The sequence below is a fragment of the Faecalibacterium sp. I3-3-33 genome (assembly GCF_023347295.1).
In the GTDB taxonomy this organism is placed as follows: Bacteria; Bacillota; Clostridia; order Oscillospirales; family Ruminococcaceae; genus Faecalibacterium.
In genome coordinates this window covers 949621-974129 of the sequence record NZ_CP094469.1, presented here as the reverse complement: position 1 = coordinate 974129, position 24509 = coordinate 949621, and the positions used below count along the sequence as shown (strand labels likewise).

Below are 24509 nucleotides of genomic sequence, written 5' to 3'. Positions count from 1 at the left end.
AAAATATCTCTCCTTTGTTTTTTGAATTGTCACAGTGTAAAACGTACCAACGTATTTTTGATGAACAATTAAGAAACTCTGACATTGGCTGGAGCAATTGGGGCTTCAGCCTTATTTTCAACCCAATAGCTGCGGCTGTGCAGCTATTTCAATACAAGATCCTTGAAACGTGATGTTCCTGTTTACCCAGATACAGCTCCACGATCATCCGTCCGTTTTCGGTATTGCAGAGGTCCTCTTTGCAATAGCCGCAGAGCTTTCCGTCTGCCTGTGCCACATAGCGGCGCAGCGGCTGTTGAAGCACCTGCGGCATGGTTGCCTTTTTTCGTGTATCAGACATAGAGTTTTCCTCCCGAGGTGTGTTTTGCTTCTTCTGAGGTCATTTTACAGAAAGATGTGTACAATAAAAATCCTTCGATTCTTAGCTGCATTTTCAAGATCGCACTCAAAATCTTTGTGGATGCATGAATTTCCTGAAGGTCTATTTCCATTGCACTGTGTACATTTTCCATCTGTTCTATGGAAGTAACGCTTTTATCCTCTCCCCGTAAACCTCGGTGAACACCTGACGCAGGGTGAGGATTTCCGGACGGGGATCCTCCCGCAAGGTCAGCAGAACCGTGTCTGGCAGAGGCAACCATACCTGCCGGTACCACGCTGCCGGGTAGGAAGGGTAGCGCACAGGGAACAAGAACATCCCCCGTCCGGCCAGCAGCTCGGTGTAGACATGGGCGTAGTTTTCCACGCTGCACCATTCCATGGTAGAAAACGGCATTCCGGGCTGGACACTTGCATATTCCACGATCTCCTGATACAGCGGCTCATAGTACACCCGCTGTCCTGCAAGGTCGGCCAGCTGCAGGCTGTCGCGGGGGTAAAGCGGATGCTCCGGCGCAAGCGCCAGATAAAAGGTGTTGTGCATGATGGGAGTGCGCTCCACCTCCGGCTGTGCCGCCCCGAAGGGCAGGACCACGGCGGCGTCCGCCTCGGTGCAGAGCATCAGATGGGCGTTCAGCAGCGGCGGGGTGGTGTCCACCCGGAACTCGTATCCCGGCAGCGCAGTATGCAGCCGCTCCATCAGCACCGGGTAGATGGGGTCGCGCTGCAGCAGCACCGGCGGCAGGCGCAGGGTAAGGGTGTGCCCGGTGGAAAAGCCCTTCAGCACGGTGCGGGCGTTCAGCATGCCCCGGTACAGCTGCTCTGCATGGGGCACAAAGGCGCGGCCTGCCGCCGTCAGCACCACCCGGGTGGTGCTGCGCTCGAACAGGGGCAAGCCCAGCTCTTTTTCCAGACTGCGGATCTGGTAGCTGAGTGCAGGCTGGGTGCAGTACAGCTCCTTTGCGGCGGCAGTAAAGTTCAGCGTGCGCTGCACCGTTAAAAAGCACAGCAATTGATGGTCGTTCATGGCGAAGGATTTTCCTTTCTGCGGTGTATAGCACCAGTATAACATAGAACGCCGGAGTTATAAACGTTTTTTATCGCACTTGCAAAAATCTTTTGTTTCTCTTTTGGTTCGTTATATTTTATACTATCTGAGGACAGGGATAAAAATCCCGCACATACGAAAAAGAAGGAACAGAAAAAAGGAGAAACAAGATGGAAAAGATCTCTCGTAAGGGCTTCCTGAAAGTTGCCGCTGCCGCCGCCATGAGCGGCGTCACCGCAGGCGCACTGGCTGCCTGCAACTCCGCAGCTTCTTCCAGCACCGCCGCTTCCGGTGATGCGATTTACACCCCCGGCACCTACACCGGCACTGCCACCGGCATCGGCGAGGTGAAGGTGACCATGACCTTCAGCGCCACCGCCATCACCGATGTGGTGGTAGACGCCTCCAACGAGACCGAGAGCATCGGCGGCGTGGCTGCTCCCACCCTGCAGGAAGCACTGATGGAAGCCCAGAATGCCGAGATCGATAACATCTCCGGCGCTACCGTCACCACCAACGCCGTCAAGAAGGCTGCCGCCAGCTGCATTGAGCAGGCCATGGGCGTAAAGACCGAGGAGCCCGCCGCAGAGCAGACTGCCGATTCCGGCGAGGACTGGCTGGGCGAGGAGCCGGATGTGCAGGCTTCCGAGACGCAGGATTTTGACGTGGTCATCATCGGTGCAGGTCTGTCCGGCATCTGCGCTGCCCGCGCCGCCGCCGAGGAGGGCGCAAAGGTGGCCATCGTGGAGAAGAGCTCCTCCTTCAACTGCCGCAGCGGCGAGTATGCCCTGCTGAACGGCAGCCTGAACAAGCGCTGGGGCCGCGAGAACATCGTGGACGAGGATGTGGTGGTCAACCGCCTGATGCGCGAGTGCACCTACCGCAATAAGCGCTCCATCCTGAAAAAGTGGGCCAGCCATGCACACGAGGTCATGGATTGGTTCATCGAGGCTTACCCGGAGCTGACCATCTGCGACACCACCCGTCAGGTGGTCACGCAGGAGCAGTTCGACAAGGGCATTCTGGTGCCGCTGGCATGGCCGCAGCCCGAGCACTACGACTACCGCAACGAGGAGTTCCCCACCTTCCCCTCCAGCATGGAGTTCCGCTCCTCCCGCAAGGATCAGCAGGGCTTTGTGGTGGAAGCCAACCTGAACAAGGCTATCGAGGCCGGTGCCAAGACCTTCTACGGTTGCTTTGGCACCAAGCTGCTGAAGGACAGCGATGGCCGCGTGACCGGCGTTGTCATCCGTGACGCACAGAACGGCAATAAGTACATCCAGCTCAACGCTGCCAAGGGCGTGATCCTTGCCACCGGCGACAACTCCGGCGATGAGAAGATCATGAAGCACTTTGCCCCCGAGGTGGTGGAGAAGAAGATTGCAAACATGGGTGCCATGGGTATGCTGGGCGTAGACGTGGAGGGCAACACCGTGGAGACCGGTGACGGCCTGCGCATGGGTGCATGGATCGGCGCAAAGGTGCAGGATCACCACGCACCTATGACCCACCACATGGGCAGCGGCATGGGCGTTACCCCCTTCCTGCAGCTCAACAAGCGCGGCGAGCGCTTCATGAACGAGTGCATCCCCGGCCAGCAGCTGGAAAACCAGATCGAGCTGCAGCCGGAGTGCGTTTCCTTCCAGCTGTACGACGCCAAGTGGGGCGAGCAGGTCCCCTATATGCCGGCAAACCACGGCGGCCTGTGCTACATCATCCCGGAGGACGAGGATGAGTCCAATCCTAACTACACCGACCGTCAGTACACCAAGATCAGCGCCAAGGCCGAGGCTTACCAGTTCAAGGCCGACACGCTGGAAGAGCTGTTGACCCAGTGCGGCTACGAGGGCGAGGCGCTGGACACCGCGCTGGCTTCCATCCAGCGCTACAACGAGCTGGCCAAGGCTGGCTCCGATGACGACTTCGGCAAGCCTGCAAGCCGGATGTTCGCACTGGAGAATCCCCCGTACTACGCCTGCCAGTGGGGCACTACTGCCATGCTGGTTTGCGTGGGCGGTCTGGAAAGCGACGAGAACTGCCATACCTTCACCGAGGAAGACCCCGCCAGCCCCAAGCGCGACATCATCAAGGGTCTGTATGTCTGCGGCAACGTGCAGGGCAGCCGTTATGCGGTGGAGTACCCCATCTGCATGCGCGGCATCAGCCACAGCCTGTGCGTCTACTACGGCTATATTGCAGGCAAGAACTGTGTGGCCGGTGTCTGATAAGCGCACCCCGCAATAACTGAACCATCCCCCGCCCGGAGCAGTCTTTTTTCTTCCTGCTCCGGGCTTTTTTGCGCCCTGCGTGACCCGGTCATGGAAAAGCAGGCAGCGCATGGGGTATACCGACAAAAGACATTCGTAGCAAGAATACAGCGATAATTAGTAGTTCATAAAAACGGTCAAGAATTGCTGCCCTATATACAAAAAAGCCGCCGAGGATACCGTTCATGTTGTAGTTGGTTCATTGCAGTTTCAGCTTACAACAAAAATGAGATAGGCAACCCCTTTGGGGGAAGTCTATCTCATTTTTTTGTTGGGGCTATTTTGCAACAGCCCCCTTTATAACAACCCTGCCTTACAATTTGGGAGAAACGCTTAGTGCTTCAGTTCCAGCAGCGCATCGCCCTGTTTTACGGTGCCACTGGCTTTAGCCGCGACAGCGGCATAGTCATCAGTATTGCAGACAATGAGCGGCGTGGTCACGGGATAGCCTTCGGCCTTAATGGCTTCCAGTTCAAAGCGGATCAACGGCTGACCTTTCTTCACCTTGTCACCCTCGTTGACGAGGTAGGTAAAGTGCTTGCCACCCAGCTTGACCGTATCGATGCCGATGTGCATCAGCAGTTCGGCACCGTCAGCCGTGGTCATGCCCACGGCATGGTGGGTCTCAAAGGTGGAGGAGATCTCACCGTCAGCAGGTGCCACCAGTTCACCATCGGTGGGCTCAATGGCAATGCCGTCCCCCAGTGCACCGCTGGCAAAGGCTTCATCCTTCACATCGGCCAGCGGCACTACAGTGCCGTTCAGGCAGGCAGACAGCACGGTATCCTTTGCTGCGTGGGCCGCCGGGGCGGGTGTTGCAGTCGCCGCCGGGGTCTTAGGTGCATTTTCCAGATAGTCTTCCAGCTTTGCCTTGATGACGGCCACCTTGGGGCCGTATACCACCTGCACACCGTTGCCCTTGCAGATCACGCCGGAGGCACCGGAGGCCTTGAGCACATCCTGTTTGACCAGCGCAGCGTCCTTGACGGTGCAGCGCAGGCGGGTGGCGCAGCAGTCCACGTCGGACAGGTTGTTGGTACCTCCCAGACCTTCTACGATCAGGGCGCTGACCGGATCATCCCCTGCGGGGGCGGTGCTGCCAGAAGCGGCGCTGCGGGCGTTCACGTCCGCGCGGGTGTACAGCTTGACTTCCTCGGCATCATCGCGACCCGGGGTCTTGTAGTCAAACTTGGAGATCATAAAGCGGAAAATGATGTAGTACAGTACAAAGTACACCGCACCGACCACGACCACCCACACCCAGTGGGTCTTGGCGTTGCCCTGCATCACACCGAACAGCACCAGGTCGATGAGACCGCCGGAGAAGGTCATGCCCACGCCCACATTCAGAATGTGCATCAGCATGAAGGACAGACCGGCCAGCACACAGTGCACGGCGTACATGGGCAGAGCCACAAAGATAAAGGTAAATTCCAGCGGCTCGGTGATGCCTGTGAGGAAAGCCGTCAATGCAGCAGACAACAGCAGGCCACCTGCAACCTTTTTCTTTTCCGGCTTGGCGCACTGGTACATCGCCAGCGCCGCGCCGGGCAGACCGAACATCATAAAGGGGAACTTACCGGCCATGAAACGGGTAGCGCTGACCGAGAACACCGTAGTGGACTTGGAAGCCAGCTCGGCAAAGAAGATGTTCTGTGCGCCGGTCACGGTGACGCCATCGATGATGGCGGTGCCGCCCACAGCGGTCTGCCAGAACGGCATATAGAACACATGATGCAACCCAAAGGGGATCAGCGCACGCTCCAGCAGGCCGTAAATAAAGGTGCCTGCGTAGCCGGAAGCCAGCACCAGTGCACCCAGCGCGGCAATACCGCTCTGCACCACCGGCCAGATATAGAACATGGCAATGCCAACCACCAGATACACAATAGAACTGACGATGGGCACAAAGCGTGTACCGCCAAAGAAGGCCAGCACCTGCGGCAGCTCGATCTTATAGAACTTGTTGTGCAGCGCCGCCACGCCCAGACCGACCACGATGCCGCCGAACACACCCATTTGCAGAGTTGTGATACCCAGCATGGTGGTGGTGGAGTTGGCAGGCATCGCTTCTACGCCGCCTGCCGCATTGATCATGGCCTGAATGGCCGTATTCATAATGATATAGGCCACTGCGCCGGACAGGGCCGCGACCTCTTTTTCCTTGCGGGCCATGCCGATGGCCACGCCCATGGCGAACAGCAGCGCCAGATTGTTGAACACGGCGCTGCCGGTCTGGCTCATCACGTCCAGAATGGTGTAGATCAGGGTACCGGGGTGGATGACGCTGTTCAGGCCATAGGCCGCCAGCATGGTTTCGTTGGTGAACGAGCTGCCGATACCCAGCAGCAGGCCCGCAACAGGCAGCAGTGCAATGGGCAGCATAAAGCTGCGTCCCACGCGCTGCAGCACGCCAAAGATCTTGTCTTTCATCTTCAGTTCTCCTTTTCTCAAGTTCGTATCCAGCATATATATCCACACAGGAAAGACCTGTGGAGGATCAAAGGTGAAGCAAGAAAGCTTATTTCCCCATCCGAATCCGTTTCAGATGGATCGTAAGGAACACCAGTTCCTCGTCCGAAAGCTCCTTGTGCCAGGTGTTGCGGACATACTCCGCAATGCAGCAGGCGCATTTGTAGTGTTCGCTGCAATTGCGGGCAATCAGGGCGCGGAACACTTCGTCGTGGGTATCGTTTTCCTGCTCCTGTTTTCCTTGAAATACGCGTTGCGCAAAAAAGCGCAAATGTACTGTAAAGCGGCTGAAATCCAGTGCATCCCGGTCAAAATGGCAATTGTAAAAGCATTCCACCACTTGCACGCAGCCATCCACAAAGCGGGTGACATCGTTCACCACGCTCATGGTGGTGTTGAGCTCTGCGTTGACGATGTGCAGCGCAATGAAGCCGCCCTCGTCGTCCGAAAGGTCTGCATGGCAGCGCTGGCGGATGGCGGCAAGGCACTCCATACCAAGGCGATACTCTTCCGGGTAGAATTCCCGAATGGGAGCCATCAGCGGGTTGGAAAAGCGAATCCCCTGCTCGCTGCGCTGGATGGCAAAGCTGATGTGGTCGGCCAGCGTGATGAGCAGGCTTTCGTTCAGCGGGTAGTTCACCCGGCTGCGGATCATTGCCACCAGCTCGTCGGTGAGCAGCAGATGCTCATACGGGATCTGTTCCAGAAGTTCCACCAACTTCTGCTGCACGGCAGGGCTGGTCATGCGGTAGCTGCGCTCCACGGTTTCAGCCTCAATTTTATAGCCCGGCTTAACGCCAAAGCCCAGACCGCGCCCGGTGACGATCAGCTCACAGCCCGTGGGGTCCACCACGCGCAGAATATTGTTGTTGATCGGTTTTTTGACGGTATATTGCATTGTTTCTCCTCCTCAAGTTGAAAAAGGCAATAAAAAAAGACCATCCTCGACACAGCAAACATACCGAAGGCTGAAACACGCTTTCGGCTTGTGCTATGCAGAGTTGGTCTAGCCCGCCAAACGGTAACAATCCAACGACGCTGCTCACGTACAATTTTCTTTTTTGTAAGGCACGAACAAATTAAGCACTTGAATGGAAATTTATTCTATGCTTGATTACAATACCATATTCTTTGCGGAGTGTCAAGATGGGAACGGGTTTCTTTTTCACTTTATCAATTTTGCCCAAACTCAGGTGATTTTCTACAGCAAATTGACAAGTAAGAATATTCCTTTTTTGCTTTATATGTGCAGTTGTTTTCCATCGAGATCATTGCAAAGAAAGCTGTGCTCCATCTCGTAACTCATCACCTTCACAAAAAACGGTCAAGAATTGCTGCCCTATATACAAAAAAGCCGCCGAGGACACTTTCCCAACGGGAAGCTCCTCGGCGTTCTTCAGTATAATGTGCCTTACTGCAATGCACAGATCACAGCCACTGTTTCAGTACATCGTTCAGCTTATTCAAATCAAGCGGTTTGGCGATATGCTCGTTCATGCCGGTGTTCTTTGCCAGCTGCACGTCCTCGGCAAAGGCATTTGCCGTCATGGCAATGATGGGCACCTTTCCACGGTTGCCAGCAAGCGCACGGATCGCAGCCGTGGCTTCGTAACCATTCATGATGGGCATCTGGATGTCCATAAAAATGAGATCGTACCACTTTTCCGGCGCTTCCATCACCTTTTCGACCGCAATTTTTCCGTTTTCGGCAATGTCAATGGTCACGCCCGTCATGCCTATGATCTCGGTTGCAATCTCACGGTTCAACTCGTTATCTTCCACAAGAAGGATCCGCTTACCCGCATAGTTTTCCTTCGCAAAGTCTTCCAGATAGTTCCGGGCGTTTTTCTCCTTCTTCCCGGATGTAAACTGCCGCAGAGTTGCCGTCAGACGAGAACGGAACAGCGGTTTTGCCATAAACGCATCCACGCCCGCTGCTCTGGCTTCTTCTTCAATTTCGCTGAAATCAAAGGAAGTCAGGATGATGATCGTGACATCTTCTCCTACCCGTTCCCGGATTTTTCTGGCGGTTGCAATACCGTCCATTTCCGGCATCTTCCAGTCCAGAATCACCGCAAAATAGTCCCTGTTGGTCTCATGACGCGCATAGCAGCGCTCCACAGCTTCCTTACCGGTCAGGACCCATTCGCCCGCTATGCCGATCTCCTGAAGGGTCGCAACGGTGCTTTCGCAGCAGGTCTTGTCATCGTCCACGACCAGTACCGGCAGATCGAGCAGTTCTTTTTCCTGTTCCTTCTCGTTCTCCTGAAGTTTCAGATAGACCGTGACCGTGATCTTCGTTCCCTTGTTGGGAGCACTTTCGACCTGAATGTCACCATTCATCAGGTTGACGATGTTTCTTGCAATGGCCATGCCAAGACCGGTGCCCTGCACCTTGGTCGTCCGGTGATCGTCTGCCCGGCTGAACGGCTCAAACATGATCTTCTGGAACTCCGGCGTCATACCGATGCCGTTGTCCTCGATGGAAAACTCGTAGCAGCCAAGCTCCGAGAAGCCGTTCGGTTTTTCCTTGATCGTAAGGGTGATGTTTCCTCCATCCGGGGTATACTTGACGGCGTTGCTCATCAGGTTCACAAAGATCTGCTGAATGCGCAAACTATCGCCGCAGACAGCTTCGTGCTCGATGTGCTCAACATGGACTTCGAGCTGATGTTTGTGCTCGTCGATTGCCGGTTTTGTGAGGGTGAGCAGGTTATCGACCAGCTCCGGCAGGCTGAAATCCTCCTCGGCAAGGCTCATTCGCCCGCTCTCGATCCGGGCCATATCCAGCACTTCATTGATCAGTCCCAACAGATGACGGCTCGATTTTGTGATCTTGCCAAGGCACTCGACCACCCTGTCCGGGCTCTCGATATTCGCACCCGCAATGGCGGTCAAGCCAACGATTGCATTCATCGGTGTACGGATATCATGGGACATATTGGAGAGGAATTCCGTCTTGGCGCGGCTTGCGTTTTCCGCCGCCCGGTACGCATCCTTCAGCGCCTTATGGGATTCGATCTCGGCCTTTTTCTCCTGTGACACATCCATAGATGCCAACAGTGCTTTGACCAGCTTTGTGCCATCCCACTCCAGCGGAATGAAGGAAGCGATCTTATAGGTGTTTTCGTCTATGGAGCAGTATTCAAATTTGTAGATGTCGTTCTCATTCTGCAAATTCCTGCGGATATTTTCCGGTGAGAACAAAGCAGCCAATGCGTCCAGCGGTTCCAGTGTCTTATACTTTGCAACCACCTGCTCCACAAAATCATGGTAGGTTCCGATCGGCGCGTATATCATTTCACCTTGCAGATTATAGAACCGATACCGGTCATTCTCCAGATCGCAGACGACAAAGCGGTCCAGCAGACGCACCATACTCTTGATCAAAAGATCCATAGATGCGTTATCTGAAGCCATCTGCATCCGCCGTGCCGTCTCTGCTTTGGACTCTGTGATGTCCCGCAGAAAAATCATAGCATATTCGGAATCTTCGATCTCGCCGCGCATGACCACGTTGCTGACCCATCGTTCCTCCCCATCCAGAACGATGTGGCACTCCTGCCGCAGCTCGGTCTCAAGCCCCTTTAATTTTTCCGTGATGTAGGCGCGATTATAGAAATTCGTTACGGTCTTTTTGTCCTCTTCCACCACATAGTTATCCACAAAGAACTTGACCAGTCCATCCCATGTGTGGTTCTGCTCAAAGGCCGTCATCAAAGAGGGCTCCACTTTGAAAGTATCAAAGGTGTTCTTTTCCAGATTTACATAGTATTCGCAGAGGTTTGCGCTGGTAAATGCACGGTGAAATGCCGCTGCCCGCTGCGCCTGCATCAGGCTTCTTTTTTCCGCGTCAATGTTGCTGATGATTCCGGCAATTCGATTGGCCGAGCCATCCAGACGGCGTATCACCTCCGCCGATGCCCGGAACCAGTGGTATTGGCCATCCTGCATTTTCAGACGGTACTCTACATTATACTTCGTGGCATTGGTTTTGTCCGCAATCGTTTCCAAAAGCAGCTGCATTACCCGGTCATAGTCCTCCGGGTGCAAAAGGTTCGACCACGAATCCAGTTTGTTCGGAAAATCCAGAATGTCATGATATCCAAGGATCTGCCGGAACGCATGGCTCCAGTTTACCCGGACGATCTCACTGGTTTCATTGCACTCAAAATACCACAGCGCGGAGTGGATGGATTCATTGACTAACGCAAGATTTTCATACGCCCAGTTCATATGTACCGACAGGACCCAGATCGGTGTTCCATCCGTATCGGCTGCATCTTCTTTATAGAGACGCACATAGACGGGAGAGCCATCTGCTGTAAGGATCCGGCCTTCTCCTTCGCCCTTGATCTGACGAAAGCGCGCATTGTCGAGGAATGCGGCATCGCTCTTATAGAAAAGATTCTTCAGCGACCCCTTTGTCTGCTCCATCAGGGACTCATAGCTGTGGTTCAGATTATGCAGCATCAAATCACTGACCGACAGGATCGACAATTCCGCATCATAGTACCCGGTAATGGTTCCGACGCCGCCATTATGATAGATCGTGTTCTGCATGGATCGAAGCGCATTTTCTCCAAGCTTTGCCGTATTGGAAGTATAGATTTCATCCGTATATTTACTATCGAATTTCATTTTCATCCTCGCACGTTTTCGATTCCGCTGTTTCCTTCCATTCCAGCGCTTCCGTTGTATCTCACAAGGCACACTGCAACATTTTATATTATATCCACCTCACACTGTCATTTCAAGTCCTGCCAGACGTTGGCTATGTAAAAACAGTTGTAAACAAAAAAGCGAGCGGCCTTTTCAGGTCACTCGCTATGGAATCTATTTAGTCGATTGTTGTTTCAACTGCACTTCTCGCAGAACTCCCAATCATTTCAACAATGCTTTCAAATCTTCTTCCGGCGTTGTAATCGGCGCGATGCCATAGTTTTCTACCAGAAAGTTAAGGATGTTCGGCGAAATGAATGCCGGCAGCGTGGGGCCAAGGCGGATATTCTTAATGCCCAGATACAGCAGCGTCAGCAGAATGCACACAGCCTTCTGCTCGTACCAGGAGAGCACCATGGACAGTGGCAGGTCATTCACACCGCAGCCGAAAGCATCCGCAAGGGCAACAGCGATCTGGATGGCGCTGTAAGCATCGTTGCACTGTCCGACATCCATCAGGCGGGGCAGACCGCCGATGGTGCCGAGGTCAAGGTCGTTGAAGCGGTATTTGCCGCAGGCAAGGGTCAGCACTACGGTGTCGGCAGGTGTCTGCTTTACAAACTCTGTGTAGTAGTTTCGGCCGGGGCGTGCGCCATCGCAGCCGGCAACCAGAAAGAAGTGCCGAATCGCGCCGGACTTGACCGCCTCGACGACCTGATCTGCCACGCCAAGTACCGTGCCATGGGCAAAGCCAGTCGTGACGGTGCTGCCGCCGTTGATGCCGGTGAAGGATCTATCCTCGGAATAACCGCCCAGCTCCAAAGCCTTTTCAATCACCGGGGTAAAGTCCTTGTCTGCTCCGATGTGCGTCATTTCGGGGTAAGATACCACCGACGTGGTGAACACCCGGTCGGCATAGCTTGCTTTGGGCGGCATCAGACAGTTGGTGGTGAACAGCACCGGTGCGGGAAGCTCCGCAAACTCCTTTTGCTGGTTCTGCCATGCCGTGCCGAAATTGCCCTTGAGGTGGGAATACTTTTTCAATTCAGGATAGCCGTGAGCAGGGAGCATTTCGCCATGGGTGTAGATGTTGATGCCTTTCCCCTCAGTCTGCTCCAGCAGCAGCTTCAGGTCGTGGAGGTCATGGCCGGAGACGACGATGAACGGTCCCTTTTCCACGGTCAGCGGAACGGTAACAGGCACGGGCGTTCCGTAGCTTTCGGTGTTGGCCTTATCCAGAAGCGCCATGCACTTGAGGTTTTTCTCGCCAACCTCCATCACGATAGGCAGCAATTCCTCCATGCCCCAGTCCTCGCCAATGGCGAAGAGCGCCTTGGCAAAGAAGCGGTTCACCTCGTCATCGGTATAACCCAAGACCAAGGCATGATGTGCATACGCTGCCATGCCGCGCACGCCAAACAGAATAAGAGACTTCAGGCTTCGGATATCCTCATCGGCGCTCCAAAGCAGATTCATATCATAGTCGCTGGTGCGTCCGCAGGGGGCAGCGCAGCCTGCGCAGTCGGGTGCCAGCCGCGCTTTTTCGGCGTGTACCCGGCCGATCAGTTCCCGAATCGTTTTTTCGTTGAAGTTCACATTGGTGACCGTGGTGAAAAGTCCCTCGATCATCAGATGCCAGACCTCCGGCGTTGCCTGCATACCGCCGTCCGTGGCTCTGGACAGTCCAACCAGAGCGCCAGTCAGTTCATCCTGAAGCTGTGCAACATCGGCAGTCTTGCCGCACACCCCCGCTTTTCCGGTGCAGCCGGAGCAGGCTGCCGTCTGCTCGCATTGAAAGCAAAACATTTTACGTTCCATCTTAAGGTTCTCTCTTTCGTTTAATCCAGAATTTTTCCGTCAATGGAGATGGTTACCACCTGCCACGGAATGAACTTTCCGCTGGTCTGCAGTGCCTTTTTTGCTGCCATTTCCAAGCCGCCGCAGCAGGGCACCTCCATGCGGAGGATGGTCACGCTCTGGATGTCGTTGCTGCGCAGGATCTCGGTGAGCTTTTCGCTGTAATCCACAGCATCCAGCTTCGGGCAGCCGATGAGAGTCACCTTGCCCCGCATAAATTCCTGATGGAAATTTGCGTAGGCGTATGCCGTGCAGTCCGCTGCGATCAGGAGCTTTGCGCCTGCAAAGTAGGGCGCATGGACAGGTGCCAGCTTGATCTGCACCGGCCAGTTGCGCAGGCGGGAGACCGGCTGCACGGGAGCAGAAGCTGCGCTTTCGGCAGCGGTCTCCGGCTGTTCCAGCATCCGCATCCGGGAGCCGGGGCAGCCGCCCTCGTGGAGGTGCTTCATCTTCTCCTGCAATTCCTTTTTCTTTTTGTTCTCCTGCACCGCTGCCTCATCGTAAGCGGGGGCTTCCCGCTCCTCAAAGGTGATAGCACCGGTAGGGCAGCCCGGCAGGCAGTCTCCAAAGCCATCGCAGAAATTTTCCCGCACCAGCTTTGCCTTGCCGTTGATAATATCAATGGCTCCCTCATGGCAGGCGGTTGCGCACAAGCCGCAGCCGTTGCATTTTTCTTCGTCAATATGGATGATCTTCCGAATCATATCTATACTCTCCTGTTGTGGGTGTTTTTTGCATTTGCAGGTTTATTATAGTATACTAAAGCCATCTTGTATGTTTGAATTCCAACAAGGAGAGCATTTATGCAAAAATATCTGCCTGTTCTGCGGAGCTGCCCCTTCTTTACCGGGCTTACCGACGATGAGATTTTGTCCATCCTGCACTGTGTCAGTGCAGCGAAAATCACCCGTCCCCGGGGCGCCTATATCTTCCGTGCCGGAGATTCCACGGAGGTCATGGGGCTTATGTTGTCCGGTTCCACCCTTGTGATCCAGGAGGATCTTTGGGGACACCGCAACATCCTGTCCAAGTGCAACACCGGGGACTTTTTCGGCGAGCCTTACGCCGCTACCCCCGGTGCCATCCTGAACATCAGCGTGGTGGCAGAGGAGGATTGCGAGATCCTGCTGCTGAACGTCAAGCGGCTGCTCACCTCCTGCCCCACCGCCTGCGACCATCACCAGAAACTCATCCGCAATCTGGTCAGCGTTCTGGCAAACAAAATATTGCTCTTCAACGAGAAGATCACCCATATCAGCAAGCGCACCACCCGGGAAAAGCTGCTGTCCTACCTGTCCGCCGAGTCCATCCGGCAGTCGTCCCTCTCCTTTGACATTCCCTTTGACCGTCAGCAGCTGGCGGATTTTCTCTGCGTGGAGCGTGCCGCCATGTCGGTGGAGCTTTCCAAGCTGCAAAAGGAAGGGCTGCTGGTCACCAAACGGAATCATTTTGAGCTGTTGACCCGTTGACCGCTCCATGCGCCGCCCGCAGACGGTTTCGCCGGGCAGTTCTCTCCCCCCCCCGCCAAGATGCGCTGGCATAAAAAGAGCGGACAACCGTTTTGGGGTTGTCCGCAGAAGGATGTATTGTTTTCGTCACTCGATAAATGGGAACTTGTCGGGGCGAGGCCCCTCCATCTTGCTGCGCAAGACCGTTCTGTCGCTTAAAAGCCCCACTGGGGCTTTCATTGTTCCGCTTCGCTCCACAAACGCGAAGTTGTCAATTCCTCTTTGCCTCAGCGTAACGTTCCTTTCCCCACCAATTCGGCATAAGTTCTTTTAATGTTACAGTTTCTCGTTTTTCATAATCAACCATGATTTCCATATCTTCGTTTGCTTCATTTAATTGATAAAAGAATTCCTGACAAGCACCACATGGCATGCCGCTCCCGCCTCCGTTTGGCGCGCTGTCGCGGAATGCTATAAATCTTTTTATTTTTGTCTGACCACTGTTAGCATACATATTCAGTGCAGCAAGTCTATCGGCACAAATATTCATCACTCCGCTGCAACTTTCAATGCAGAATCCCGTATAGATATCTCCGTTTTCAGCTTCTATTGTACAAACTACATTGTGCGCATATATAAAGGGAGATACTTCCTCTGGATGATATTGCTCTTTCGCTTTTTCATACATTCTTTCCCAAATATCCATTTGATTTTCCTCCACAACTTCCGAGTTATCCCCCTCAGTATACCACGCTTTTTCCCTGCGGAAAAGATACCGCGCACAAAAGGCTTCTCCGGCAACTATCCGCGCCCCGGCTCATACAATCTAACAACTATGTACCGGGAGGGATATCGTGTGCTGCTGACCTTACTGCAATTTTTCGCCACAAAATTTCTGTTTCTGGCGCTTCATCTGGAAAGTGGCTGCTTTTCGCGTCCGCTCACAGCCCGGGAGGAAGCCGCCGCTTTCAGCGCCCTGCGCGCCGGGGATGCCGCCGCCCGGGAAAAGCTGATCCGCCACAATCTGCGGCTGGTGGCGCACATCGTAAAAAAATATTACGCCCTGCCGGGCGATCAGGAGGATCTTGTTTCCATCGGCACCATTGGGCTGATGAAAGCGGTAGATGCCTTTGATGCCACACGCAAGGCGCGGTTTTCCACCTATGCAAGCCGCTGCATTGAAAATGCTATCCTTTCCCCAGCGCACTTTGGGATGGAAAAGAGAATCCACCTCTTTCGCGCAATGACGCATCTACGTCAAAATGGATTTTTTGGAGCCGAGAGAGCGGTTCCTTTTTTCTGCTTCAGAGGGTGTCATGTGAGGGTTGTGGTCTAACCCCTCTATACATCTTACAGGTAAGTTTGGCAGGCCCCCGCACCACCGTAGAGGCGCAGGCGTTCTTCCGTATGTACCACTCTTACGCCGACATCCCGAACCCATGGGACCGTCTGCGCTGGTGCCGCTATGGTCTTGACCTGCTGCAAAAAGAGGTTGCTGCCATGGTGGGCATGGAGGAATGGCTCTATCGGGATCTGGAAAGCGGCGCATTTCACCGCAGCTTCACGCCCGAACTTGCGGACAAGCTCGCTGCCCTTTACGGCATCCCGGTAGAGGACATTCTGGACGACTACACCCTGTTTCTGCACCGGGGCGGCGGTGACTTCCTCCGCAGATACCGGGAGTCAAAAGGCTGGAGCCGTCAGCAGCTTGCCGACCATGCAAAGGTCAGCCGGACAAGCATCCGCTGCTGGGAAAGTGGACAAAAGACCATCAGTCAGAAGTGCTTTTGCCATTTGGTGGAAAACCTTGGTTCCGATTTTCCATCTATGCTTCGTATGTGAGGTATGGTAATTTTTCTCTGGTCAAACGAAAAAGCTCGTCTGCAAGCCACGATATGTGGCAGCGCAGACGGGCTTTCGTTATGGAATCATCCTGTTTTAATTATTCTGCTATTCGCTCTATCTTACATGGCGTTCCGTAAAACACGCAGTCGTTCTTCAAACGTTGCTTTCCATGCCGGATGCTCGGAGAATACGGTGTGCTCCACCTGACGGGCTTGGTTCAGTCCGATGTTTCGCACCGCTTCCACTGCAGCATCTTTTTGGCTCAGATGGCGTTTTCCCACGGTCAGACAGTTTGCGCCTTCTGGCGTGTCGTACTGCTGAAACGCCCGGTTGAAGTCCATCAGGTCATGCAGACGGATAGGCTGATTGGTTTCGTTGTCTACCAGCAGACCCCAATTTTCCCAATGACGGTCGGTATTGCCCACCAGATAATCCAGAATGTTCATCATATAGTAGCTGGGAGCATCCAACTCTAAGATCTTATCCAGCGTGTTCCAATCATGGTTCGTGCAGTAGACGTCATAGGCTGCATAGGTCACAAGACTGTATCGCTGAGATGTCATGATTTTGCTGATAGAAACCGGCTCATTTTCAAACATCCCCTGCTCATACAGTACCTGATGGCATTCAAAGCACCGGCAGATTTTGCTTGCCAGCACTTCACGTTCCACCGCTTCCCTGCCACCATCCTTGTAAAGATAGAAGCCATCCTCTTTTCGCACCCACGCCTTGGGGTACAAGCCGCCCGTAGACAGGTCATTTGCCAGAAGATGGGCGTTTGTCACCGTCATTTGGTGCCCCCGCAGCGCAATATCCACAAGCGCATTGCTTAAGGAGTGTGCAAAAAGGTTGATATCCTCGAATCGAATCTTCTCGTTTTCTTCTTTCACCCAGAACACATCCAGAAGGGATAAACAATGATACGAAAGCGCAATCTGGGCGCGATCTCGGTCTGTCACACTCTGCGATGCGCCAATGCTGTTCAGAATTTCCTTTGCATAGGTGCGGTCAGGTGGTATCATCCGAGAAGCACACCAAGAATAAAAGCTCATCGCATTTTTGATTCGCTTATCGAAATCATTCGATTCTTCCAGCATCAAATCATACGGCATAAAATCTTTGAGGTAAATTTTGCATTCACCCACCGTGCTGATTTGTGCCACGCAGTTCTCTCGATGCATGATTTCATAGACCATCTTACTCACCCACTCCCTACCTCTTGCATTCTGTAGATATGTTTATACTACCCTCTTTTTTCATTTAATACAAGCGCTTTTACTTTTCAAAAAGCTTTTTCTGCTGCTCCATCAGGACGGTTTCGATACGCTCTTTCAGCAAAAAGTGGAATTGTTTCGGGTAATAGCACAGATATTTGTCGAGGATCGTATCAATACTTGCTCTATCAATATTCACCTCAAGCTGCTTCCCGTAAAGAGCTTGTGCCGTATGCACTGTCTGCGTAAATCGAGATTTGAACGGAAGGCACTGTGCCTTTGTCAGATATGCACGGCTTTCAATTTCAGGGCTGTACAAAGCAAAATCCAGTAAGAATGAATCTCCGCAGTCAAAAATCGGGCAGGGCTTATAACCAAATTTATCCCGGATCAGCGCAATGTTGTTCAGATGTCTGTCCTGATTCAAAAAAAGTGCATCGATCTCAAACAATGTCGTAAGATACTCGCCCATATTTTGCATTCCGGTCGCCTCTCCCATTGCATCCACGAGAAGCCGGATTCTCTCTTTTAGGCTTGTCCTGCGGTTAAATTCTTCCAGATAGCCTGTTCCCAGACTGTTCTTCAGGATCGTATTTGCAGTAATAAGGCTCTCATCTTCCCTTTTGAAATTCTCACTCACCGAGACCACTCGTTTCAAACCATGAACCTCGGCCGTACCGACCCAGTAATTTGCCACGGAGATTCCCGGCAGCCGAGCCGCATTTGTGAAATTGCGCAGAACTTCACTGGAAACGGCTTCAGCCAGCGCCTCAAAACAGCCACCGTCTGCCTTATACCAGAGATTTTTCTCCGTATCGAACCATTTTTCCTGATTTCCGCGCGAAGTCGTCACCACAACCCTGTCGTTGGTATGCAGCGTCAAATAATTTCCAGCCATTTGTGATCCTCCGCCATTCTTCCCTGCGTCTTTTCAACAAGCAGAACCGGGTCATATTCCGGAACGCCAACAGCATCCAGATAGTAATCCAAGCCCTTTCGTGTTTTCGGAATGCATCGGTCTGCCAGAAAGGCCAGGAAGTCTTCCCATGAGGGCGTTTCGTTCACACCAAACGCAGTATCCAGTATTTCGTCAACTTTGTTTTCGATGCAGATCTGCTCCGCTGTAAAATCTGCCAAAATCACGGTACACAACGTATCTCCGTCATAATACCGATATTCTTTCAGCTGATGTCCTTTCTGTTCTGCATTTCTGCGGAACAGTTCCGAGTCTGTTGATGCAAGCGGTCGGACGGTGATTTTTTCACCGTCAAAAGAAAGTTCTACCCGGTCCTCTTTTGAAAGTCCCATCGCATGAAGCCACACTGCCGGGAGATTGACCGAATACTTTTCTGCATTCTTGCCCGCTGTTCCCCCTGCTTTTCTTCTCATAATTTTCACGCTGCGACGATTCATGCACTTCACCTTCCCTTACAAAAAGAATACCATATTGGCCGCCAACAATCAACGATTTTTTTGTCAGCAAAATTCCAAAAACTTATGTAACACAAAAAGCCCCACGCTCAACACTGCCTCTGAATCTGACCGTCTCTGGTCAGAGCAGAAAAGCATATGTTGAGCGTGGGGCTTTGTTTATCGGCTCGGCTGCCAGCCGGGCTTTTGGTGTTCTTTGGGTTTGTAGGTTCCTTTGGTAGTATCGATCACCGCCTGCAGCAATTCGAGCTTCTGCCATGTGGGGCAGTTCAGACGGTCGATTTTTTCGATCACATAGTTGGCGTGGGCGGTTGCGACCCGTTTCCCGAGTTCGTCCCATCCCTCTTTCGTTTTGGGGTAATGTACCACCACTTCAATGGGGGCACTCTTTCGCATGGCTCACTCACCTCCGATTACATCGCTATCACCTCATTTTTACGGGTTACTGGTTGTCCGCTATTCGCTGCGGCTCCCGGCGAGAACGTTCAACGCTAGGCTGACCAGCAAAGCCATATCAATGCGGAGCATTTCAGCCCTGCTGGCATAGCCCATAAAGCGTTCGATGCGGGATTTATCGATCGTGAAGATCTGCTCCAGAAGAATCATGGACGGTTCTTCAAAGGCCGGGTTGGAATCCACCAGCACATGGGTGGGCTGTTTTTTCTTCTTTTCCGTCCGGGTGGTAACAGTTGCAACGATCAATGTAGGCGAATGACGGTTTCCAATGTTGTTCTGCAGAACTACCACAGGGCGTTTCCCGCCCTGTTCCGAGCCGGTATGCGGCTCCATGTCTGCATAGTAGATGTCCCCTCTGAGATATCTCCAATTGTTCGATAACATAAAAATCGACCTCCTTTTTATGTAAGAAACAGCCGCCGCAGACGGATACCACGACGGCTGTTGTTCAGGAGGTAAAACGAAACTGTCAGTTTTTCAGCGGCAGACCCATCTCACGGCTGGCACCGTTACTCCTTTTCGCTGATATATAAAAACGCCGTCCGTGGTTCCCCTCGAACGGCGTTTGGAAAAGGTTTTGTATGGTTTCTCTTAATTTGCCCCCGGCACCCCTGAGAAAGGGAAACATTCAGGCGTTGGATTTGCACCACTCCATTGGCCTCTCGGCCACCCCGTCTTCTTTATGACCGGGCCGCGAATTACGGAAGTATCATTATCTGAAAGTACCTGAAGCTGCATATTCAATTTTCAAGGTCCGCCCGGCTGCGGCTCCTGCTCCCTTTCGGAGCTGGGCCGCTGCCGTGACAATAGTGTATCGTACTTTCGAGCAAAAGTTTATGGACTCGTAGTCCAAGTCACCCCCCTCTTAGTCCATATATTGTATACAACAGTCCCAAAAAGCAAAAAAATCCCGCCTGAAAAGCAAAACCTTCGCTTTGCCCTCAGACGGGATGTCTTTCTATGCGACTTCTATAAATTCAAAAAACCATTGTCCAGAAGCTGCTCTCCGAAGTTATGAACCTCCACTTCCATGCCTGGGATAACATTTTTAGTACAATAAAAAAACAAAAAGTCCCGCCTGAAAGTAAAGCTTTCACTTTCAAGCGGGATGTCTTTCAATATGACTGCTATGATAGCATGAATCCTGTGCTCTTACCAGAAAAACAAGGAACCACCATCTTGTTCCAACTGCACGTCTCCATTCAGCAAAGCGGAGAGCTGCTTTTATACCGTTATCCGCTATTTGCTCTTATTTTATCTGCGGTGCATCCTTTTGCTGCCGGGTGGATCTCAGATATTCCAGCAGCGTCTGGCTCACCACAGAGCTTGCCGTCTTGGAAAGCGCCAGCCCCACTTCCTGTTCCAGCTCCCGGATAGCATTGGTCAGGCTGGGCTGAGAAATATAGAACTGCTGCACTGCATGGCTGATGGTGCCGGTGCCGGAACAGCCGTGACATAGCGGAGTTGTTGAAGGGTCACGGCAGTTTCCTTTCGGCGTGTTTTTTCTATCCTACCGCAGAGCCGCCAAAAACGCAACGTATTTTCTTCTTTGAAATACCAAACGAACATTGCCGGTATATCCAAGATACGTTTTACCCGCCCTGCAATTTCCCTTATAATAGCACCGCAGTCTTGAAACGGCTGCAACATTCCCATATCACAAAGGAGGCTTTCCGGTATGGGACAACGGCAAAGTGAGATCATCAAAAATCACATGGAAGTCTACTGGCACGACTATGCGTCGGCCAGCAAGGGCGTTCCCATTACCGAGGCGGGGCTTGTGGAAAAAGCCTCCGTCATTGGACGCACCGGGCTGATGCTGCTGGAATGCGGCACCGGCGCATGGCGTGTCCGAAGCTCCATGAACACCCTTTCGCGGGAGCTGGGAGTCACAACAACAGCGGACATCGGCCTGTTGTCCATTGAGTTCACCTGCTTTGACGGTGACCAGTGTTATACCCAGTCACTCTGTCTGACAAATACGGGCGTGAATACCTCCCGGCTGAACCGACTGGAGCATTTCGTCAACGACTTCGACCGGGAAGGAAAATTTATGACCGGCGAAGAACTGCACAGCCACCTCGATGAGATCGAGCGCCTCCACGGCTTGTATTCGCCCATCGCGCTGGGCTTTGCAGCTGCACTGGCCTGCGGCTGCTTCACCTTTCTGCTTGGCGGCGGCATTGTGGAAATGCTGTGTGCCTTCTGCGGTGCAGGTATCGGCAACTTTGTACGGTGCAAGCTGACAAAGCACCATTTCACCCTGTTTCTGGGCATTACGGCGTCGGTCTGTTCAGCAAGCCTCGTGTATGCCATCCTGCTGAAGCTGGCAGAGGTGCTGTTTGCCGTATCGGCGCAGCACGAGGCGGGGTATATCTGCTCCATGCTCTTCATCATTCCGGGCTTTCCGTTCATTACCAGCGGCATCGACCTTGCCAAGCTGGATATGCGCTCCGGGCTGGAACGTCTGGCCTACGCCATCCTCATCATTCTGGTGGCAACCATGACGGCTTGGATCATGGCACTGCTGCTGCATTTGCAGCCGGTGCAGTTCCCTGCCCTGAGCCTGACACTCCCGGAAGAGATCGTGTTCCGGCTGCTGGCAAGTTTTGGCGGTGTGTTCGGCTTTTCGCTCATGTTCAACAGTCCCCGGAACCTGGCAGTCTGCGCCGCCCTTATCGGTGCGGTAACGAACACGTTCCGGCTGGAGCTGGTGAGCCTTGCGGGCTTTCCGCCCGCTATTGCAGCGTTTCTGGGCGCACTGCTGTCCGGATTGCTGGCCTCCTGCCTGAAGAGCGCCGTTGGTTATCCCCGCATCTCCGTCACCGTGCCGTCCATCGTTATCATGGTACCGGGACTGTATTTCTACCGTGCCATCTATAATCTGGGCATCCTGTCTCTGATGGACTCTGCCATATGGTTTGCAAATGCCATTCTCATCATCGTGGCACTGCCGTTAGGGCTGATCTTCGCCCGTATTGTCACTGACAAGACTTTCCGTTATTGCACCTGATGTGCAGCATTTCCATTCTCCCATATAAGGCAAAACGCAGCGAATCTTTTAACGGTTCGCTGCGTTTTGTTTTGCTGTGATGCACTTATAAAGGGAGTTCGTTTACAGGGCGTTTACTCGCCGTAAACGATCTTGGTAGCAGTTTCCACATGGCGTTCCAGCCGGTCGGCAAAGTGTTCCAGCGGTAGAAAAACGCCAAGTTCATCGTAGCGTGTTCCGCTGTCCTTGAGCGTATCCTGTCCATAGTAGACCACGGAACGGGGCAGTGCGTGCTGCAGCTTCATCTGGATATCCCAGACGGTGGAGTAGGCCTCCGCTTCCGTTACCTTCTGCTTCACGGTGTCCGGCAGTTCGTAGATCAGCAGCAGCCCCAAATGCTGGTTGTAGTGGTACTCCACCACATCCATCGAGCCTTCGTCGTAGCCGTGATACTTGCAGTAGCCGCTGGCAAGGTACATTTTTACCTTTTCCTGCTTCTGGAACACCCGGATGAACCGGTCGTATACTTTGCTGCTCACGGCAAATTTGTTGTTCGGCAAAAGAACGCCGGCATCATCCGTCAGGATCACCGGGTTCGGCTGACCATCGGCGTTGAATTTGAACGGGATCAGGGCAGCGTTCCGTAGCAGGTCAAACATACTGTGCTGGCAGATCGCCATCAGAAAGGCAGACAGATCCTTGTTCTCGTAGGCATTGAACAGCGCTGCGGCAAACTGCTGTGCACTCACGGCCGGCGCATCCAGTACGTCTGCCATGTCCAGCGAGTCGTTGAAGGTATCCATCAGGCGTCGGCAGGCTTCTGGATTTTTCAGGATCTCCCCGAACAGTGCCTCTGCCTTTTCTTCCCTTGAAAATATCGTTGCCATCAAAAAGACCCTCTTTCTGTTTATTTCCAACTACTATTATAGATTCATAATGCCCCGCTGTGAAATACTGCTTTCATATTGCGGCTATATGCAGAACACTTTTTACACATTTTCCAAGTGACCGTATAACGGACACTGCAATCATGAAATTGCACGAGGGAAATCGAAAAGTATATAAGTTGGTTTGAACGGAGGCAGTTCCTATGTCTGAGGTCAAAAAGGTCGTGCTGGCATATTCCGGCGGTCTGGACACATCGATTATCATCCCGTGGCTGAAAGAGCACTACAACAACTGCGAGGTCATTGCCGTGTGCGGCAACGTGGGGCAGAAGGGTGAGCTGGAAGGCTTGGAAGAGCGTGCCAAGGCAAGCGGCGCATCCAAGCTGTACATCGAAGACCTGACCGATGAATTTGTGGAGGATTACGTCATTCCCACCATGCAGGCCGGGGCAGATTACGAGGGTTATCTGCTGGGCACCAGCTTTGCCCGCCCCATTTTGGCAAAACGCGTGGTGGAGATTGCCCGCGCCGAGGGTGCGGATGCGGTCTGCCACGGCAGCACCGGCAAAGGCAACGATCAGGTGCGCTTTGAGCTGGCCATCATGCACTTTGCACCCAACCTGAAGATCATCACCCCGTGGCGCGAGTGGGACATCCAGAGCCGCGATGAGGAGATCGACTATGCCGAGGCTCATCACATCCCGCTGAAGATCAGCCGCGAGACCAACTACTCCAAGGACAAGAACCTGTGGCACCTGAGCCACGAGGGTCTTGATCTGGAAGACCCAGGCAACGAGCCTCAGTACGATAAGGCCGGCTTCCTCGAATTGGGTGTCAGTCCCAAGACCGCACCGGACAAGTCCGAGTTCGTGGAGCTGGAATTTGAAAAGGGCGCTCCTGTGGCTCTGAACGGCGAGAAGCTGAAGCCCGCTGCCATCATCGCAAAGCTGAATGAGATCGGCGGACGCAACGGCATCGGCCTGTACGATGTAGTGGAGAACCGTCTTGTGGGCATGAAGAGCCGCGGCGTCTATGAGACCCCCGGCGGCACCATCCTGTACAAAGCCCACGAAGTGCTGGAAACTCTGACGCTGGACAAGCTCACCGCCCACAAGAAGCGTGAGCTGGCCATCACCTTTGGCGAACTGGTGTATGATGGCCAGTGGTTCAGCCCGCTGCGCAAAGCTCTGAGTGCCTTTGTCACCTCCACACAGGAGCATGTCACCGGCAAGGTGCGTCTGGAACTGTACAAGGGCAACCTCATCAATGCAGGGGTCTGGTCGCCGTTCTCTCTGTATCGTGAAGACATCGCCACCTTTGCCGCAGGCGGCGACTACAAGCAGAGCGATGCCACCGGCTTCATCAGCATCTATGGTCTGCCCACCAAGGTGCAGGCCATCGTAAACAGCGAAAAAGAAGGGCAATGAAGTAGTTTATAGCAGTTCCTTTTTGAGAATCTGCCTGACATGGAGATCCTGACCCACCCGGAGCGTCTCGACCAGATGCTGCCTTGGGGAAAGATCATTCAGGAAAACTTTGCATGACAAAATGA

The 24509-nt window shown here is 53.3% G+C and carries 21 protein-coding genes; 6 read left to right on the top strand and 15 right to left on the bottom strand.

Going from position 1 to position 24509, the window contains the following annotated elements; translation table 11 throughout:
* Positions 1–148 precede the first annotated feature (148 nt).
* Entirely contained in the window at positions 149–340 is a 192-nt protein-coding gene (locus MTP39_RS04715; RefSeq protein ID WP_249241636.1) for a hypothetical protein, read from the bottom strand.
* 177 nt (positions 341–517) lie between these two features.
* Entirely contained in the window at positions 518–1405 is an 888-nt protein-coding gene (locus tag MTP39_RS04710; protein WP_249241635.1) for a LysR family transcriptional regulator, read from the bottom strand.
* Positions 1406–1596: 191 nt separating this feature from the next.
* Here MTP39_RS04710 and MTP39_RS04705 point away from each other — a divergent pair, with 191 nt between their 5' ends.
* A complete protein-coding gene (locus MTP39_RS04705; RefSeq protein WP_249241634.1) occupies positions 1597–3651 on the top strand; it encodes an FAD-dependent oxidoreductase in 2055 nt (684 codons plus the stop codon).
* Between the two features lie 375 nt (positions 3652–4026).
* Here the strand turns inward: MTP39_RS04705 and MTP39_RS04700 are convergent, their stop codons facing one another.
* From MTP39_RS04700 to MTP39_RS04680, 5 genes are all read right to left on the bottom strand, one after another.
* On the bottom strand, positions 4027–6126 hold the full coding sequence (locus MTP39_RS04700) for a PTS transporter subunit IIABC (protein WP_249241633.1): 2100 nt from the start codon (positions 6124–6126) through the stop codon (positions 4027–4029).
* A gap of 88 nt (positions 6127–6214) precedes the next feature.
* Positions 6215–7063 (bottom strand): PRD domain-containing protein, encoded by an 849-nt coding sequence (locus tag MTP39_RS04695; protein ID WP_249241632.1) that lies wholly within the window; start codon positions 7061–7063, stop codon positions 6215–6217.
* 530 nt (positions 7064–7593) lie between these two features.
* Positions 7594–10806, bottom strand: a complete 3213-nt coding sequence (locus tag MTP39_RS04690; RefSeq protein ID WP_442899413.1) for a response regulator — start codon at positions 10804–10806, stop codon at positions 7594–7596.
* 243 nt (positions 10807–11049) lie between these two features.
* Positions 11050–12645, bottom strand: a complete 1596-nt coding sequence (hcp, locus tag MTP39_RS04685; RefSeq protein ID WP_249241631.1) for a hydroxylamine reductase — start codon at positions 12643–12645, stop codon at positions 11050–11052.
* A gap of 20 nt (positions 12646–12665) precedes the next feature.
* On the bottom strand, positions 12666–13388 hold the full coding sequence (locus MTP39_RS04680) for an ATP-binding protein (RefSeq protein ID WP_249241630.1): 723 nt from the start codon (positions 13386–13388) through the stop codon (positions 12666–12668).
* Between the two features lie 99 nt (positions 13389–13487).
* On the opposite strand from MTP39_RS04680, the gene MTP39_RS04675 reads away from it, so the two are divergent.
* Positions 13488–14153: a Crp/Fnr family transcriptional regulator gene (locus MTP39_RS04675; protein ID WP_249241629.1), complete on the top strand. Its 666-nt coding sequence runs from the start codon at positions 13488–13490 to the stop codon at positions 14151–14153.
* A gap of 250 nt (positions 14154–14403) precedes the next feature.
* Here the strand turns inward: MTP39_RS04675 and MTP39_RS04670 are convergent, their stop codons facing one another.
* Entirely contained in the window at positions 14404–14838 is a 435-nt protein-coding gene (locus tag MTP39_RS04670; protein ID WP_249241628.1) for a cytidine deaminase family protein, read from the bottom strand.
* A gap of 150 nt (positions 14839–14988) precedes the next feature.
* Here MTP39_RS04670 and MTP39_RS04665 point away from each other — a divergent pair, with 150 nt between their 5' ends.
* Positions 14989–15468, top strand: a complete 480-nt coding sequence (locus MTP39_RS04665; RefSeq protein ID WP_249241627.1) for a sigma-70 family RNA polymerase sigma factor — start codon at positions 14989–14991, stop codon at positions 15466–15468.
* A gap of 26 nt (positions 15469–15494) precedes the next feature.
* The gene (locus MTP39_RS04660; protein WP_249241626.1) at positions 15495–15974 is read left to right on the top strand and encodes a helix-turn-helix domain-containing protein; all 480 of its coding nucleotides are present in this window, start codon (positions 15495–15497) and stop codon (positions 15972–15974) included.
* Positions 15975–16096: 122 nt separating this feature from the next.
* Here the strand turns inward: MTP39_RS04660 and MTP39_RS04655 are convergent, their stop codons facing one another.
* The 6 genes from MTP39_RS04655 to MTP39_RS04630 all read right to left on the bottom strand — a co-directional run bounded on the left by MTP39_RS04655 (position 16097) and on the right by MTP39_RS04630 (position 20495).
* Positions 16097–17173 (bottom strand): hypothetical protein, encoded by a 1077-nt coding sequence (locus MTP39_RS04655; protein ID WP_249241625.1) that lies wholly within the window; start codon positions 17171–17173, stop codon positions 16097–16099.
* Positions 17174–17252: 79 nt separating this feature from the next.
* On the bottom strand, positions 17253–18089 hold the full coding sequence (locus tag MTP39_RS04650; protein ID WP_249241624.1) for a hypothetical protein: 837 nt from the start codon (positions 18087–18089) through the stop codon (positions 17253–17255).
* Positions 18071–18604 carry an AbrB/MazE/SpoVT family DNA-binding domain-containing protein gene (locus MTP39_RS04645; protein WP_249241623.1) on the bottom strand — a complete coding sequence of 178 codons (534 nt, stop codon included), beginning with the start codon at positions 18602–18604 and terminating at the stop codon, positions 18071–18073. The genes MTP39_RS04650 and MTP39_RS04645 overlap by 19 nt, the downstream gene beginning before the upstream one ends.
* 177 nt (positions 18605–18781) lie before the next feature.
* Complete coding sequence (locus tag MTP39_RS04640; protein WP_005922522.1) at positions 18782–19018, bottom strand: hypothetical protein; 237 nt, start codon at positions 19016–19018, stop codon at positions 18782–18784.
* Positions 19019–19078: 60 nt separating this feature from the next.
* Complete coding sequence (locus MTP39_RS04635) at positions 19079–19462, bottom strand: type II toxin-antitoxin system PemK/MazF family toxin (protein WP_249241622.1); 384 nt, start codon at positions 19460–19462, stop codon at positions 19079–19081.
* 865 nt (positions 19463–20327) lie between these two features.
* Entirely contained in the window at positions 20328–20495 is a 168-nt protein-coding gene (locus MTP39_RS04630; protein WP_249241621.1) for a hypothetical protein, read from the bottom strand.
* 261 nt (positions 20496–20756) lie between these two features.
* Here MTP39_RS04630 and MTP39_RS04625 point away from each other — a divergent pair, with 261 nt between their 5' ends.
* Entirely contained in the window at positions 20757–22091 is a 1335-nt protein-coding gene (locus tag MTP39_RS04625; RefSeq protein ID WP_249241620.1) for a threonine/serine ThrE exporter family protein, read from the top strand.
* Between the two features lie 113 nt (positions 22092–22204).
* On the opposite strand, the gene MTP39_RS04620 is transcribed toward MTP39_RS04625, so the two are convergent.
* Complete coding sequence (locus tag MTP39_RS04620; protein WP_249241619.1) at positions 22205–22957, bottom strand: DUF4866 domain-containing protein; 753 nt, start codon at positions 22955–22957, stop codon at positions 22205–22207.
* Between the two features lie 203 nt (positions 22958–23160).
* On the opposite strand from MTP39_RS04620, the gene MTP39_RS04615 reads away from it, so the two are divergent.
* Positions 23161–24384: an argininosuccinate synthase gene (locus MTP39_RS04615; protein WP_249241618.1), complete on the top strand. Its 1224-nt coding sequence runs from the start codon at positions 23161–23163 to the stop codon at positions 24382–24384.
* Positions 24385–24509 lie beyond the last annotated feature (125 nt).